General features: G+C 64.0%; 15 protein-coding genes. 7 read left to right on the top strand and 8 right to left on the bottom strand.

What is annotated here, in order from left to right:
* Positions 1 to 137 precede the first annotated feature (137 nt).
* The 5 genes from DEIPE_RS18325 to DEIPE_RS18305 are packed head-to-tail and all read right to left on the bottom strand — an operon-like array spanning position 138 to position 4,590.
* On the bottom strand, positions 138 to 1,094 hold the full coding sequence (locus DEIPE_RS18325) for a VWA domain-containing protein (protein WP_015237474.1): 957 nt from the start codon (positions 1,092 to 1,094) through the stop codon (positions 138 to 140).
* Entirely contained in the window at positions 1,091 to 2,110 is a 1,020-nt protein-coding gene (locus DEIPE_RS18320) for a VWA domain-containing protein (RefSeq protein WP_015237473.1), read from the bottom strand. Before DEIPE_RS18320 ends, DEIPE_RS18325 begins: the two co-directional genes overlap by 4 nt.
* On the bottom strand, positions 2,107 to 3,117 hold the full coding sequence (locus DEIPE_RS18315) for a DUF58 domain-containing protein (RefSeq protein WP_015237472.1): 1,011 nt from the start codon (positions 3,115 to 3,117) through the stop codon (positions 2,107 to 2,109). The genes DEIPE_RS18320 and DEIPE_RS18315 overlap by 4 nt, the downstream gene beginning before the upstream one ends.
* Positions 3,104 to 4,162 (bottom strand): AAA family ATPase, encoded by a 1,059-nt coding sequence (locus DEIPE_RS18310; RefSeq protein WP_015237471.1) that lies wholly within the window; start codon positions 4,160 to 4,162, stop codon positions 3,104 to 3,106. The genes DEIPE_RS18315 and DEIPE_RS18310 overlap by 14 nt, the downstream gene beginning before the upstream one ends.
* Positions 4,162 to 4,590 carry a hypothetical protein gene (locus DEIPE_RS18305; protein ID WP_157448930.1) on the bottom strand — a complete coding sequence of 143 codons (429 nt, stop codon included), beginning with the start codon at positions 4,588 to 4,590 and terminating at the stop codon, positions 4,162 to 4,164. Before DEIPE_RS18305 ends, DEIPE_RS18310 begins: the two co-directional genes overlap by 1 nt.
* A gap of 283 nt (positions 4,591 to 4,873) precedes the next feature.
* On the opposite strand from DEIPE_RS18305, the gene DEIPE_RS18300 reads away from it, so the two are divergent.
* The 3 genes from DEIPE_RS18300 (at position 4,874) to DEIPE_RS18290 (ending at position 8,037) form a co-directional block, all read left to right on the top strand.
* Complete coding sequence (locus tag DEIPE_RS18300) at positions 4,874 to 5,224, top strand: YojF family protein (RefSeq protein ID WP_015237469.1); 351 nt, start codon at positions 4,874 to 4,876, stop codon at positions 5,222 to 5,224.
* The gene (gene bshB2, locus DEIPE_RS18295) at positions 5,221 to 5,946 is read left to right on the top strand and encodes a bacillithiol biosynthesis deacetylase BshB2 (protein WP_015237468.1); all 726 of its coding nucleotides are present in this window, start codon (positions 5,221 to 5,223) and stop codon (positions 5,944 to 5,946) included. Before DEIPE_RS18300 ends, bshB2 begins: the two co-directional genes overlap by 4 nt.
* A gap of 504 nt (positions 5,947 to 6,450) precedes the next feature.
* Complete coding sequence (locus DEIPE_RS18290) at positions 6,451 to 8,037, top strand: phosphoenolpyruvate carboxykinase (RefSeq protein WP_015237467.1); 1,587 nt, start codon at positions 6,451 to 6,453, stop codon at positions 8,035 to 8,037.
* Positions 8,038 to 8,090: 53 nt separating this feature from the next.
* Here the strand turns inward: DEIPE_RS18290 and DEIPE_RS18285 are convergent, their stop codons facing one another.
* Positions 8,091 to 8,912, bottom strand: a complete 822-nt coding sequence (locus tag DEIPE_RS18285; protein ID WP_157448929.1) for an alpha/beta hydrolase — start codon at positions 8,910 to 8,912, stop codon at positions 8,091 to 8,093.
* 119 nt (positions 8,913 to 9,031) lie between these two features.
* Between DEIPE_RS18285 and DEIPE_RS18280 the strand changes: the two genes are divergently transcribed.
* From DEIPE_RS18280 to rpsT, 3 genes are all read left to right on the top strand, one after another.
* On the top strand, positions 9,032 to 9,472 hold the full coding sequence (locus tag DEIPE_RS18280; RefSeq protein WP_015237465.1) for an OsmC family protein: 441 nt from the start codon (positions 9,032 to 9,034) through the stop codon (positions 9,470 to 9,472).
* A gap of 110 nt (positions 9,473 to 9,582) precedes the next feature.
* A complete protein-coding gene (gene treS / locus DEIPE_RS18275) occupies positions 9,583 to 11,268 on the top strand; it encodes a maltose alpha-D-glucosyltransferase (protein WP_015237464.1) in 1,686 nt (561 codons plus the stop codon).
* Positions 11,269 to 11,492: 224 nt separating this feature from the next.
* Entirely contained in the window at positions 11,493 to 11,771 is a 279-nt protein-coding gene (gene rpsT, locus DEIPE_RS18270; RefSeq protein WP_015237463.1) for a 30S ribosomal protein S20, read from the top strand.
* Between the two features lie 75 nt (positions 11,772 to 11,846).
* Here the strand turns inward: rpsT and DEIPE_RS18265 are convergent, their stop codons facing one another.
* Entirely contained in the window at positions 11,847 to 12,221 is a 375-nt protein-coding gene (locus DEIPE_RS18265; RefSeq protein ID WP_015237462.1) for a hypothetical protein, read from the bottom strand.
* Between the two features lie 251 nt (positions 12,222 to 12,472).
* On the opposite strand from DEIPE_RS18265, the gene bshA reads away from it, so the two are divergent.
* The gene (gene bshA, locus DEIPE_RS18260; RefSeq protein WP_041230988.1) at positions 12,473 to 13,594 is read left to right on the top strand and encodes an N-acetyl-alpha-D-glucosaminyl L-malate synthase BshA; all 1,122 of its coding nucleotides are present in this window, start codon (positions 12,473 to 12,475) and stop codon (positions 13,592 to 13,594) included.
* Here the strand turns inward: bshA and DEIPE_RS18255 are convergent.
* Positions 13,573 to 14,136 carry a hypothetical protein gene (locus tag DEIPE_RS18255; protein ID WP_015237460.1) on the bottom strand — a complete coding sequence of 188 codons (564 nt, stop codon included), beginning with the start codon at positions 14,134 to 14,136 and terminating at the stop codon, positions 13,573 to 13,575. The two genes, bshA and DEIPE_RS18255, sit on opposite strands and share 22 nt — an antisense overlap.
* Between the last annotated feature and the right edge of the window lie 54 nt (positions 14,137 to 14,190).

Raw genomic sequence — 14,190 nt, 5'->3', positions numbered from 1 at the left:
TACCGTTTCAAACACCGAGGTCCTGCATCTCCTTGATCCACCTGCTGCAGGCACGAATGAGCGCGAGGCGAATCGGGCACTCCGTTTTTCGCTCGCCGGACTGCGTATAAGGTTTGTACAATGATTTCAGCACTGTCTCACAGGATGCGGCGGTTGAAGCGTTCCGAGGCCAGCAAACTGGCAATCAGCAGCAGGGCGGCCAACGCTGTGACCACACCGGAAACTTCCCGCGGCTCAACCGTCCAGCCGAGCGACTGGCCCAAGGAGCGGTAAATGCCACTCAGTTCACCGGCTGAGCGCGCCTCGTAATAGCGCCCGCCGGTCATTCGGGCAATTGCCTGCAGGGTTTCCGCATCGAACCCGGCTTGAAAGCGGCCGTATTCGCCGCGGCCAAACGACAAGGTTCCTTCCTGTGTGCCCAGGCCGACCGTGTACACCGATACCTCCAGGTCACGTGCGAGCATCGCGGTTTCCAGTGGATCGGGTTCACGGTTGTTGCGTCCGTCGGACAGCAGCACGATTGCCGCGGGCGGGCGGTCCGCCGGTGCGCCCTCGGTGCGGTTGGGCAGGGCGCGCAGCGCTTCGAGCAAACCAGCTCCGATGGCCGTGCCCCGGCCCAGTTCCAGGCGGTCAATGGCCTGCAGCACCCGTTCATGGTCGCTCGACGGCGGGGCATTCAACACTGAATAACCGGCAAACGACGCCAGCCCCACGCGCGTTCCCCGTGGCAGCGAACGCACGAAGTTCCGCGCGGCCTCCTGCGCGGCCGCGAACCGTGTTGGTTCAATGTCGTTGGCGTCCATCGAGAGCGACACGTCCATCGACAGCATGATGGTGGTCCGATTGTCGGGCATTGGCAGGGGAGCCACCGGTCGGGCGACTGCCAGCAGTGCCGTCGCCAGCGCCCCCAGGTACAGCAGGGCCGGCAAGTGCCGCCTCACCGGCCGCTTGTGACCGCCGGCCTGAGCGAGCAGGTGAAAATCGGGATGCAGCGCGACAGTCTTGGCACCCCGCGACAGTCCACGCAGGTACAGCGTCACCAGTACGGGCAGCAGCAGCAGCGCCAGCAGGGCCCACGGCCAAAGGAAACTCATGGCACCCTCCGCTGCCAGCGCAGCGCCAGCGCGCCACCCAGCAGCATCAGCAGCGCCGCCGTTCCGGCCAGTGGCCCAGCCAGATCAAGCTCGCTGGGTTCCCAGCGCATGACCGTACCGAGATCGCGGTAGAGTTCGCGCAACTGCTCCGTGGTCGCCGGAAAGAGAAAGCGGCCCTGGGTCAGCTGGGTCAACCGCTCGAGTTCGCGGGTATCAAAGGGTACGAAGACCAGCTGCCCCTCGATTTCACTCACGGCCCCACCCGGTCGCCCGAGGGCCACCGCGTACAGCTTGACCTTGTGGTCGGACGCGAACCGCGCTGCCACAAGCGGGCTCGGTCCCCGGTTGGAAATCCCGTCGGACAGCATCAAGATCGCTCCGGGAGCCAGTGAGTCGAGATCGACGGGCGGCGGGTTCGGGTTGCGCTCGTTCGGCGCTCCAGGGCCAGTTTGTAGTTCCTGGGGCACGACCGCGTCCGCCCGCCCGGGAAGAGCGCGAACTCCGCTCACCAGCGCGCCGGTGAACGACGTGGCCTGTGCAGGCTGAACCCGCTCCAGAGCGTCGAGCAGGACCTGACGGTCAGTCGTGGGCGACACCAGCACGGAAGCGCTGTCCGAGAAGGTCAGGAAACCGATGCGGGTAGAGGCAGGTGCGGCGCGGACGAACTCGCGCGCCACCTTGCGTGCGGCCTCCAGCCGGGAGGGCTTCACGTCGTCGGCCAGCATGGACCGGGACGCGTCAAGGGCGATCATGACGGCCGCCTTGTTGACGGGCAGGGTGGGGCGGGCGATTGGCTGCGCGGCACCAAACAGCAAGACCGCCAGCGCGGCCAGCTGCAGCGCGAGCGGCCAACGCCAGTGACGTGCGCTGCCGCTGGTCAGCACCGCGCTTTGCAAGTGCGGATCGGCGTAGGCGCGCGCCCGCTCAGCCCTGCGGCGTGCAGACCACCACAATACCCAGAGTGTCACGGGCAGCAGCACGAGCAGCCATAAGAAAAAGGGCAAACCGAAGCTCATGTTCGCCTTCCCCGGCGCGAAGCCGCAAAACGCAGCAGTGGCTGTACGGTGTCGCGCTGCGTGTCGAGTTCCAGCAGATCCACCTGCGCTGCGCGCAGGGCCGCCTTGAGTGCCCGGTCGCGTTCACCGACCAGCCGCGCGTGTGCGGCGCGCACCCGTGGATCGGAGGTGTCGATCCATTGCTCGGCGCCACTTTCCGGATCACGCAGCCGCAGTCCGCCGACGCTGGGCAGCTCCCGCTCGGCCGGGTCGGATATGCGCACTGCCACCACGTCATGCCGCTGGGCCAGTCGGCCCAGCGCGCCCGTCCAGCCTTCACCGCCCTGGGGTGGCAGTTCGAGGAAATCCGACACCACGAACACCAGCGATCGGCGGCGCAGCGTACGTTCCACAGCGCTCAATGCAGCGTCGAGCTCGCTGCGTTTGCTGTCGGTTCCACCCCGGGCGGATGGCAACGCCCGCCCGGACACGCCCTGACCGGAAAGCAAGTTCAGCACCGCCAGCGCCTGGGCGCGCCCGCTGCGGGGAGCGAGCATGGCGGACGCATCGGAAGCCGAACCGAAGGTCATCGCGCCGATCTTGTCTCCGTGCCGGGTGACCACCAGCGACGCGAGGCCGGCGAACTCACGTGCGAGGTCGCGTTTGAGGACCCGGCGGGTACCGAAGTTCATCGAACTCGACAGATCCACCACCAGCCAGGCGGTGAGTTCGCGTTCCTCACGGTACTGCCGGACGTGCAGCCTGCCGCTGCGCGCGGTGACGTTCCAGTCGATCCGGCGCACCTCGTCGCCGGGCTGGTACTCGCGCACTTCTGCCAGGTCGAGGCTCGGGCCGTAAAAGAGCCCGCGGTAATCACCGAACAAAAAGCCGTCAAGGCGGCGCAGTACCTTGAACTCCAGCCGTCTGAGCAGGTGGGCGGGAAGGTCTATGGGTGCTGGCGCGGGCGCCGGAGCGGGCGCGGTGGAGCGCGGGGCAGCCGGGCGGACGCGGCGGCTAAGCAGTCTCATGGCGCGTCGGCGAGTAACCTGCGCTCCCGTGCGGATCGCCGAGATGCATGCGGGGAAGCGGAACAGCGCCAATGATGCGCCCGATCAGGTCTTCGAGCTGCACCTCCTCGGCGAGTCCCTCGTATGACAGCATGATGCGGTGACGCAGCACCTCCGGAGCGAGGTCGCGCACATCTTCGGGCAGGGCGTATTCGCGCCCGCGCACAATTGCCAGCGCTTTGGCGCCGAGAATCAGGTTGACGCTGGCGCGCGGGCTCGCACCGTAGGTGATGGCGCGCTTCAGCTCGCCAAGCCCCACCTCCCCGGGATCACGGGTGGCCCGCGCGAGCTTCACCGCGTATTCGATCACCGAAGGATGCACGTACACCACATCGGCCATCGCCTGCAGTTCGCGCAGCTCGTCGAGCGAGAGCTGCACCTGAATACGTTCGAATTTCTGCGAGACCCGTTCCACGACGGTCATCTCCTCGTGAAAACCGGGATAGCCCACCACGACCTTGAACATGAAACGGTCCACCTGAGCCTCGGGCAGAAAATAGGTTCCCTCGGACTCGATGGGATTCTGGGTGGCCAGCACCAGAAAAGGCTCAGGCAGCGCATAGCTCTCCAGGCCGATGGTCGCCTGGCGCTCCTGCATGGCCTCGAGCAGGGCCGACTGGATCTTGGCCGGCGCGCGGTTGATTTCGTCGGCCAGAATCAGGTGAGCGAACACCGGACCGAGTTCCACCTCGAAGTTGCCGTTCTTCTGGTTGTAGATGCGCGTTCCGATCAGGTCGGCTGGAACGAGGTCGGGAGTGAACTGGATGCGGCGAAAGCTGGCGCCGATGGCGTCGGCTGTGGACTTGATCGCCAGCGTCTTGGCGAGACCGGGCACACCTTCCACCAGCACGTGCCCGCGCGAGAGGAGTGCGACCAGCAGACGTTCGAGCATCAGGTCCTGGCCCACGATGACCTTCTTGACTTCAAACAGCAGGGTGCGCAGGCGAGCGGAAGCGTCGGTGACGGCTTGCGGCGAAAGCGGGGTCAAGCGGGCATCATTGGTCATCAGGTCCTCACGTCGGGAGTGGGGTTGAGGGGAAGGCCGGGGATTGGAGAAGGACCTTGGTAAGGCTGCAGCGGAAACAGCTCGTTGTCGCCGCTTTGGCCGTCACCTGGCTCGCCCCCCGGTCCCGGCTGCGGCTGCCCCGGGCGCATTTCGTAAAGCTGACCGTCTTTGAGCAGCAGCACCGGGCAGTCACCCTGCTCCCCCTGCTGACCGTTCGGAGCGTTTTGCTGCCCTGGACCCTGCTGGCCGTCCTGGCCGGGACCGGGAACCAGGGGCACGAGTTCTCGCGGATCGTTGGGCGAGAATTGCGCCAGCTGTGCGCGTGCCGCCAGGGCTCCGCCCATCGTGCCGCTTGGCGCGCTGACGCGACCGGCCACGAACCCGAGACCAAGGGCGCCCGCCACCACACCCACCATCAGGGCGTTCAAGGCCGGTCACCGGAGAATCGTGGCCGGGCAGTCGACATCCAGCTGCGGGGAGTGATCATGAAGCCTCCAGGGAGTCGGGAATGGGATGACTTGGATTTACTGTAAGCCGTCATTCTGGGAATCGGCTGAAGGCCATAGGGCTGGCGCGTACGTTTGCTACGGTTGCCTGCCGCCGCGCTGCCAGGGCCTTTGAAGCAGGTCGTGCTGTTGGGGAACGCGCCGTGACCGTTCAGGTCCTTGTGCGCTTGCAGTATGCTGGCGCGACGATGAAAGGCAGGCTGCAGTGAGACCCATCGACCGTGAAGCCGTTCAGGCTGCCCTGAGTGTTCGGGCGAACAGGCCGCTTTATCTTCACCTGGAAACCAACGCGGGCGCATACGCAGGACTGCGGGAAACCAAAACCGTGCCGGTCGGTGCCTACATCCGCAACGCCCTGGTCTGCTTCGAGCGTGCCGCCATTGCCGGCAAAGGGCCTTTCCGCGTCGGGCTCAAGCTGGAACTCGGCTGGGTGTACGCCGAGGGATTGACCGATTGGGAGCTCGATGCACATGACCGGCTGCTGCTCGCCGGCCACGACGCCGACGGCTGCCTCGGCGTAGCCCTGCAACTCAGCGAGGTACCTTTCCGGATATGAACGCGTCAGATGCGAAAGCGACCGACACGAACAGCACGCCGCGACCCGCCGAGCGGCACATTCTGGTGGTGCTGCCCCACCCCGACGACGAAACCCTGGCCTTCGGAGGAGTCATCGCCCTGCACACCGCACAGGGCACGCCCGTGACCTACCTGTGTGGCACCCTTGGTGAAGCCGGACGCAACATGGGCCGCCCGGCCTTCGCGACGCGTGAGACGCTGCCCGAGATCCGCGAGGCTGAGCTGCGTGAAGCCTGCCGGATTCTCGGCATTGGTGACCTGCGCCTGATGGGCCTGCGCGACAAGACCCTGGAATTCGAAAATCAGGAAGAGCTGGCCGCGCGCATTGCGGAAGTGGTTGCCGAGACCCGGCCCTCATTGCTGTTTACTTATTACCCAGGTCACGGCGTGCACCCCGACCACGAAGCGATGTCGGCTGCCGCCGTGCGGGCGGTGGCCGCCCTGCCGCCCGAAGAGCGGCCGGTCATCGCCTGCGTGGCTTTTGGCAAGGAAGAAGACTTGCGCGCCCTGGGGGAGCCGCACGAATTTTACGATGTCTCGCCGGTGCTCGATACGGTCATGGCGGCGGTACGCGCGCACCGTTCGCAGACGGCGGCCTCGCTGCTGCGCACCGAGCGGCAGATGGCCGAGGACCCTGCGTTCCGCGAAAAAACCGAGCGTGAACGGCGCCGGCGCGGTTTGTGGATCTACACGCTCGACTGACACCGGGTCGCGGTCTTGAGTCATTGCCAACCCTGGGTTCGGGTCACGTGCCGAACGCCGGCTCAGAACGCGTCAAGCTGACAGGTCATTTCAACTCGGTTGAGTCCTGCTCCGAAGCCATCGGGCACAATTCGGGTTGTGTGAAACCCGTGGTGGGGAGAGGGCGAGCCCTCCGAAGGCCACGAGATCGCCTTTCACTGCGAGTACGAAGTACGCCTCCGAGGGAGCGTCCAGGAACGCCTCGAAGTCTGCGCGCTCCGAGACATCGAAAAAGGGTGGCGTGTTGCTGTCGAAGATGCGCAGGCAGGCATCACGATCGGGCGCGCGATAAGGGCGAAGGGCATTCATGAGCGAGCTGAGTATGGGCCCCCTATACCGTATGCGGCCAGGCACACCGCTGGCCGTGGCACGACGCTCGCCACCGCCGAGTTGCATCGCGTGACGAACCTACGGCACAATAATGACGAACGATTGTTAGTTATTTGCTTCCCGGAGGACCAACGCATGACAACAGCTGTTGAACGCGACCTTTCGCACCTGGGCATTCGCGGTGCCACGATCCATTTCAACCTGACCGTTCCACAGTTGTACGAAGCAGCTCTTCGCCTTGGTGAAGGACGCATCGCGCAGGGCGGCCCGTTGGCCGTGGTCACGACTCCCCACACCGGACGCTCCCCCAAGGACCGCTTCGTCGTTGAGGATGAGCACACCAGGGAAAGCGTCTGGTGGGGCGGTTTCAATACGCCTATTTCGCCTGAAGTGTTCGAAAACCTGCTGACCAAGATGACCCGCTGGGCAGGGGGCCGTGAACTCTTCGTGCAGGACCTCTTTGCCGGAACCGACCCGCAGTACCGGCTGCCCGTTCGCATGATCACCGAAATGGCCTACCATTCGCTGTTCGTCCGCAATATGTTCGTGCGACCCAGCGAGGAGGAGCTGTCCTCACACCAGGCCGAATTCACGGTTCTCAACCTGCCCTCCTTCAGGGCTGATCCGGCGGTTGACGGCACGCGCAGCGAAACATTTATCCTGGTCAGCTTTTCGCGCAAGATGATCCTGGTGGGCGGAACCAAATACGCCGGTGAAAACAAGAAAGGCATCTTCGGCGTTCTCAACTACCTGCTGCCCGAGCAGGGTGTGATGCCCATGCACTGCTCGGCCAACAAAGGCAAAGAAGGTGACGTGGCGCTGTTTTTCGGGTTGTCCGGCACCGGAAAGACCACGCTGAGCGCCGACCCCTCGCGCGTGCTGATCGGCGACGACGAGCACGGCTGGACCGAACACGGCGTCTTCAACTTCGAGGGTGGCTGCTACGCCAAGGTCATCAACCTTTCCGAAAAAGCCGAGCCTGCCATCTTCCGCACGACCCACATGTTCGGCAGCGTCCTCGAAAATGTGGTGCTCGATGAGCAGGGACGGCCAGACCTCCACGATGGCAGCTTGACCGAGAACACCCGCAGCGCCTACCCGATCGACTTCATCGAAAACAGCGATCCGTCGGGTCAGGGTGGGCACCCCAAGAACATCATCTTCCTGACAGCCGACGCCTACGGCGTGCTGCCTCCGATCGCTCGCCTCACGCGTGAACAGATGATGTATCAGTTCGTCAGCGGCTTCACGGCCAAGATTCCCGGTACCGAGCAGGGAGTCGTCGAGCCTCAGCCGACCTTCAGCACCTGCTTTGGCGCGCCGTTCATGCCGCGTCATCCTGCTGAGTATGCGGGGCTGCTCGCGCGCAAGGTCGCGGAATCGGGCGCGAGGGTGTGGCTGGTGAACACCGGCTGGACCGGTGGGAAATACGGCGAGGGCCAGCGCATGAGCATCCAGCACACGCGCGCCCTGATCAACGCAGCGCTTTCCGGTGAGCTCGATCGGGTGGAATTCGTCACCGAGCCTTTCTTCAACCTCGCGATTCCCACGAGCGTTCCCGGTGTGCCCAGCGAGGTGCTCAATCCCCGGGACACCTGGGCCGACCAGAATGAGTACGACCGGACGGCGCGCAAACTCGCCGCCATGTTCCGGGAAAACTTCAAACGTTTTCAGGACGGAGTTTCGCCGGAAGTAACCGCCTGCATGCCCGATCACGGCTGAAGGTCGCCTCATGCTGTAATCAGGGAACCCGGCTACCTGGCCGGGTTCCCTGATTACACCGCGCTGTCGCTTCGCGCGGCGAGCCACCCGGTTACCTTGTCCAGGGCCAGCTGGCTGTCGAGGTCGTTGAAGAGTTCGTGATACCCGCCCGGCGCTTCCCACAGCTCCCGGTCCTGGCTGGCGATATTGCGCACGAAGCGTCGTGAACCCTCGATCGTGATCAGGCGGTCGGCGTCCCCGTGAATGACCAGCGTGGGCAGTGTCCAGTTGCCTAGTTTCCCCCAGAGGGCATCCGCGCCGGTCATCATTTCATAAGCAGAGCGCGCCTGGACGCGCCCGCTGTAACACAGGGTGTCTGCCTCGAAGGCGCGGTCAATCTCCGGGTCGCGTGACAGGATGCCTTTCGCCACGACCGAGACCGGCGTCCGGGGAGCGACACGGCTGAGCAGCCTCAGGGCCGCCCGTTTGGCGGCAGGCTCCTCTTGCCCGACAACCAGGGCCGGAGACGAAAGCACGACGCCGCGCAGACCTCTGGGATCACGTGCAAGGCTGAGGGCCGTGACCAGCCCTCCCACGCTGTGCCCCACCGCGAAGGTAGGCACCTCGGGAGCGTGTTGACGCAGCCACGCACGGGCCGCCAGATGGTCGTCGGTGAGGTCACGCAGGCGCAACAGCGCGCGAGGTCCAGGCGAGCGGCCGTGCCCACGCTGATCGAAGGCATAGACACTGAAGTTCGCCCGTACGAGTGCTTCGATCAGGTGCGTGTAGCGTCCCACATGCTCGGCGTAGCCGTGCACCAGCAGCACCTGCGCGCGTGCGCCAGGCACGACCGACCCGTAACCGGCAAGCGAGCGCCCGAAGTCCCAGTGATCCATGGCCGCATTCAACCACATCCGGGGAACGCCGCTCATCGGTGCGTCACCTCAAGATATCGTCAGGGTCTCTGGAAGTTCTGTCACGGTCTGTTTGGGGGGAGGGCACGTTACGATGCCGCATGGCCAACATAGAGCGCAAGGCAAATGCCCAGTGGAACGGTGACCTGAAAAGCGGGAACGGAACGATCAGCAGCCTCAGTGGTGTGCTCAGCGATACGCCGTACAGCTTTCGGACCCGTTTCGAGAACCAGCCCGGCACCAACCCGGAAGAACTGATTGCTGCCGCACATGCAGCCTGCTTCACCATGGCGTTCTCGAACGTGCTGCAGCAGGCCGGGCACGCGCCGCGTACGCTGGCTACCGACGCGACGCTCGGCATGGACGCCTCAGGCGGCGGATTCAAGATCGCCACCATGCACCTGGTGGTTCGCGGCAGCGCCGAGGGCCTCGATCAGCAGCAGTTCCAGCAGCTGGCCGAGAAAGCCGAGCAGGGCTGCCCGGTGTCCGGCGCCCTGCGCGGGAACCTCGACATCACCGTCGAAGCAATCTACGAGCAGTAAGGCGCGTTCCATAACCGCCGTCAGAAACGATGAAGGCCTTCACCGAGGCCTTCATCGTTTTTTTGGGCCGATAGCTGAAAGCCGGGCGCCGACCGCTTACACTACTTCGCATGGCCACCGACTGGTACAAGGACGCAGTTTTCTACGAACTCCACGTGCGTGCATTTCAGGACGGCAACGGAGACGGCAAAGGCGATTTTCGCGGTCTGATCACGCGTCTGGATTACCTCAAAAGCCTGGGCGTGGACTGCCTGTGGCTGCTGCCGTTTTATCCGTCTCCGCTCAAGGACGACGGATACGACATTGCCGACTTTTACGACATTCACCCCGACTACGGTACGCTGGAAGACTTCAAGGCGTTCTTGCAGGAAGCGCACGCGCGCGGAATTCGTGTCGTTGCCGATCTGGTCGTGAACCACATCTCCGATCAGCATCACTGGTTTCAGGAAGGCCGCAAGGGGCGTGACAACCCTTACCACGACTACTTCGTGTGGTCGGATACCGGCAACGAGTACGCGGAGGCGCGCGTCATCTTCGTCGATACCGAGAAGAGCAACTGGACCTGGGACCCGGTCGCCGAGCGCTACTACTGGCACCGCTTCTTCAGCCAGCAGCCTGATATCAACTACGACAATCCCGCCGTGCGCGAGGAAATGAAAAACGTCATCCGCTTCTGGCTGGGCCTGGGCCTCGACGGCTTCCGTGTCGACGCGGTGCCGTACCTGTTCGAGCGTGAGGGGACCAACTGCGAGAACCTGCCGGAAACGCACGCCTATCTGCGCGAAATGCGCCAGGTGGTCGACGAAGAGTTTCCCGGCAAGGTCTTGCTCGCGGAGGCCAACCAGTGGCCGGAAGATGTCGTGCAGTACTTCGGCACCGACGAGGAGCCCGAGTTTCACATGTGCTTCAACTTCCCGGTGATGCCGCGCCTGTTCATGGGCCTGCGCCGCGAGGACAGCACACCCATCCGTGAAATCATGGAGCGCATTCCCCAGGCGCCCAGCTTCGGGCAGTGGGCGATCTTTCTGCGCAACCACGACGAGCTGACGCTGGAAATGGTCACCGACGAAGAGCGCGATTACATGTACAACGAGTACGCCAAGGACCCGCGCATGAAGATCAACGTCGGCATCCGCCGGCGCCTGATGCCGCTGCTCGACAATTCACGTCGCCGCACCGAGCTGCTGCACGCGTTGCTCTTCAGCCTCCCTGGCAGCCCGATCCTGTATTACGGCGATGAGATCGGCATGGGTGACAACGTATTTCTGGGTGACCGCAACGGGGTGCGCACGCCCATGCAGTGGAGTCCCGACCGCAACGGCGGCTTTTCGCGCGCTGATTACAACCTGCTGTACGCGCCCGTGATTGCCGATCCGGTCTACGGCTATCAGACCGTCAACGTCGAGTCCCACGAGCGCACCGAGACCAGCCTGCTCAAGTGGATGCGCCGCATGATGCAGACCCGCCGCCGTTACCCGGCCTTCGCGCGTGGTGACATCGAGTTTCTGGAAACCGGGAATCGCAAGATTCTGGCGTTTTTGCGCACTTACGGTGAGGAGCGTCTGCTGGTTTTGTGCAACCTGTCGCGTTTTGTGCAGTCCGCGCAGCTCGACCTTGGCAAATACAACGGGTTCACGCCCGTTGAACTGATCGGGGAGACCCCTTTCCCACCGGTCGGGGAGCTGCCGTACTTCTTCACCTTTGGGCCACATGCCTTTTACTGGTTCCGGCTGGAAAAACCGCTTGACCTGACTCCAGCGCAGACTGCCGCGAGCCAGAGCACTGGCACGTCCTGAAGCGGAGCGTAGCGCTGTCAGGAAGCCCGGTGCAGGTCACGCTGCGCCGGGCAGGCCAGTTGTCATTTCGCTTCACGAACGCTACACTTGCAAAGTTGCCCATCGTCTGGTGAGCGACACGGCCCTGTTTCAACGGCCGCCGCGCAGCCCCGGCCCCCGGGTGTTGTCGCTCGTGTTCCGCAATGCGGAACCGCTCCGTGTCCGCACGGAAGAAAGGATTCATCATGGCCCTGCGCCACAAATCAGCCCAAAAGCGTCACCGTCAGAGCCTCAAGCGCCGTCTTGCCAACCGCAGCAAGAAATCGACCATCCGTACCTTCACCCGCAAGGCGGTCGAAGCCGTGCAGACGGGCGCTGAGAACGCCGCAGAAGTGCAGCGTAAGGCCGAAAGCCTGATCGACAAGGCGGCCAAAGGCTCGACCCTGCACAAGAACGCGGCTGCACGCAAAAAGAGCCGTCTTGCCAAGCGCCTCAACAAGCTTGCTGCAACCGACGCTGCCTGAAGTTACAACCTCGAGGAGAGCCGTGTGTTCCCACACGGCTCTCCTCGTTTGAAGAAGCAGCTGCGACTGGGAAGGTCAGTACGACGCACTGCGGTTTTCGTTGATCTCCAGTCGGCCGGTGAAGTGGTTGAAATCCACTGTCAGCTTGTAAAGTCCGATCTCCCCACCCCCCCGGAGCGCAAGGTTATAACTGCCGGCGCGGCAGACCTGACCGCCGACAAAGGTGCCGCCCGGCGCGTACAGCCGCAATGTGGCCTCGCCGCTGCGTGTCGTGCACGAGCCGCTCAGGAATACTTCCCCACGCTCGTCATAGGTCCGAAACGTGTAGGAGTTGTTTCCCTGGGCGTTGTACATCCACGTCGGGGTCAGGCTCAGGTAGCCGAAACGCAAACCGGCGAAGTAGGCCAAGGTGGCTACGGCAACGATCAGAACAATCCACGCCCAGCGCATATGGATCACAGTCTACTGATTTTTCACGACATCTTAAAGAAAGATAAATCCCAGAGCCAAAATGGACGTTCCTTCCGCAGCAACGTCCTCCTCTGGAGCACTGCCCGCACAGACAGGAAATGTAATCTCACAACCGTCACGGCGTGAGCGCAGCTTTATGATCGGCACCCGTGGACCCACGCGCACCGACCGAGCCTCCCCTGAAGAATTCGCCCGCCTCAGCACGAGCCCTGTCTGCCTCCGGCGAGCAGATGCGCATGGCTGTGCTGTGTCATGCCAGCGCCGGAGGCTCCGGGGTAGTGGCGACCGAACTGGGTGCGCTGGTGGCGCAGGCAGGGCATGAGGTGCGTTTTGTGGGCAGCTCCCAGCCCTTTCGTCTGGCGGGACTGGGCTCTGGTCGGGGTGGTCCGTACTTTCATCAGGTGGGCAGTTACGCGTACGCCCTCTTCGAACAACCTTACCCGGAACTGGCCGAGACCAACGCCCTGTGCGAAGTGATCCTGGAGCACGACCTGCAGCTCACACACGCTCACTACGCCATTCCTCACGCCACCAGCGCCATCCACGCCCGCGCCGTCACCCGGCGTACCCGAGTGATTACGACGCTGCACGGCACCGACGTGACCCTGGTCGGACTTGATCCCGCTTTCAGGCACTCGACCCGCTTCGCGATCGAGCAGTCGGATGCGGTCACGGCCGTGTCACATTTTCTGGCCCGGCAGACGCGTGAGGTGTTCGACGTCGAGCGCGAGATTCAGGTAATTCATAACTTTGTCGACACCGAGCGTTTCGTGCGGACGGTTGATCCGACCATGCGGGCCCGCTTTGCTCGGCCCGACGAGGCGCTGCTGGTTCACGTCTCGAACTTTCGACCTGTGAAGCGTACCGATGACGTGGTTGAGGTCTTCGCCCGGGTGAGCAGCGAACTGCCCGCGCGGCTCCTGATGATCGGCGACGGCCCCGAGCGCCCCCGGGCCTTCGAGTTGGCCCAGCGGCTGGGCGTGCAGGGTCGCGTGCAGTTTCTGGGCAGTTTTCCGGGCGTGGAGGCTATTCTGGGCTTCGCGGACCTCTTCTTGCTGCCCAGCGCCAAGGAAAGCTTCGGCCTGGTGGCCCTGGAAGCCATGAGCTGCGAGGTGCCCGTGGTGGCCAGCAACATCGGGGGTATTCCCGAGGTTGTGCAGCATGACGTGAGTGGAATTTTGTGCTCGCTGGGAGACGTGGACGGTATGGCCCATGGTGCCCTGCGCCTGCTGAGTGATCCCGAAACAGGTCGGCGCATGGGCCGGGCCGGACGTGAACGCGCCATCCGGGAGTTTCATCCTGCGCTGATCGTGCCCCAGTACCTGAAGGCTTACCGGGCGATGCTGAGCTGAAGCCCGCTGGCACCGCTTTGCACGCCCGCCTTGAGCGTCTTGCCCAGCTCAATGGACACGACGTTCCAGCCGAGCGTCAGCGCAACGGACAGGCCGCGCGCCGCGCTCACGTTCACCGGGCGGCTGGCGAACACCAGGGCGACGCTGGCTTTGCCCAGGCGTGCACTTCCTTCGATCAATTCCTCGCCCTCATCGCGGCGGGTGTTGCCGTTGGCGTCGCCGTACACAAAAAGCCGTGCTTCGCTGCCCTGGACACTGCCGGACACGTTGACTTCTCCGGTGACCCCCGGCCAGGCAATGCTGTCCGAGGTAAGTCCCCACAGCGCGCGCCCACTCGGAGCCGTGTCGGGAATGGAGAGTGAGAACGCGTTTGCGCTGATTGGCGCGCTGGCGACTTCCGCGACTGGCCGGCCGGCCGCATCGATCAACCACGCGCCGACCCGGGCCTTGGCGGGGGCTTCGCCTGCCACGCTGCCGCTGAGGGTCAGCGCCTGCGCGGAGCCCAGCAGTAAGAAAGAGGAGGCCAGCAGCGTTCGCTTCATGTTGTCAGTATAGCCATGCCGGCTGACCGGCAAGTGACCGGTGTCATGACAATG

This window comes from Deinococcus peraridilitoris DSM 19664 (assembly GCF_000317835.1).
In the GTDB taxonomy this organism is placed as follows: domain Bacteria; phylum Deinococcota; class Deinococci; order Deinococcales; family Deinococcaceae; genus Deinococcus_A; species Deinococcus_A peraridilitoris.
The sequence above is the reverse complement of the archived record's forward strand: the minus strand, read 5'-3'. Positions and strand labels throughout refer to the sequence as shown.

What these genes read in the sequence shown, in the direction of transcription:
- DEIPE_RS18325 (WP_015237474.1), bottom strand. Translation starts at nt 1,094, where the DNA reads ATGAGTTTCCTTTGGCCGTGGGCCCTGCTGGCGCTGCTGCTGCTGCCC.
- DEIPE_RS18320 (WP_015237473.1), bottom strand. Translation starts at nt 2,110, where the DNA reads ATGAGCTTCGGTTTGCCCTTTTTCTTATGGCTGCTCGTGCTGCTGCCC.
- DEIPE_RS18315 (WP_015237472.1), bottom strand. Translation starts at nt 3,117, where the DNA reads ATGAGACTGCTTAGCCGCCGCGTCCGCCCGGCTGCCCCGCGCTCCACC.
- DEIPE_RS18310 (WP_015237471.1), bottom strand. Translation starts at nt 4,162, where the DNA reads ATGACCAATGATGCCCGCTTGACCCCGCTTTCGCCGCAAGCCGTCACC.
- bshB2 (WP_015237468.1), top strand. Translation starts at nt 5,221, where the DNA reads ATGAACGCGTCAGATGCGAAAGCGACCGACACGAACAGCACGCCGCGA.
- DEIPE_RS18290 (WP_015237467.1), top strand. Translation starts at nt 6,451, where the DNA reads ATGACAACAGCTGTTGAACGCGACCTTTCGCACCTGGGCATTCGCGGT.
- DEIPE_RS18285 (WP_157448929.1), bottom strand. Translation starts at nt 8,912, where the DNA reads ATGGATCACTGGGACTTCGGGCGCTCGCTTGCCGGTTACGGGTCGGTC.
- DEIPE_RS18280 (WP_015237465.1), top strand. Translation starts at nt 9,032, where the DNA reads ATGGCCAACATAGAGCGCAAGGCAAATGCCCAGTGGAACGGTGACCTG.
- treS (WP_015237464.1), top strand. Translation starts at nt 9,583, where the DNA reads ATGGCCACCGACTGGTACAAGGACGCAGTTTTCTACGAACTCCACGTG.
- rpsT (WP_015237463.1), top strand. Translation starts at nt 11,493, where the DNA reads ATGGCCCTGCGCCACAAATCAGCCCAAAAGCGTCACCGTCAGAGCCTC.
- DEIPE_RS18265 (WP_015237462.1), bottom strand. Translation starts at nt 12,221, where the DNA reads ATGCGCTGGGCGTGGATTGTTCTGATCGTTGCCGTAGCCACCTTGGCC.
- bshA (WP_041230988.1), top strand. Translation starts at nt 12,473, where the DNA reads ATGCGCATGGCTGTGCTGTGTCATGCCAGCGCCGGAGGCTCCGGGGTA.
- DEIPE_RS18255 (WP_015237460.1), bottom strand. Translation starts at nt 14,136, where the DNA reads ATGAAGCGAACGCTGCTGGCCTCCTCTTTCTTACTGCTGGGCTCCGCG.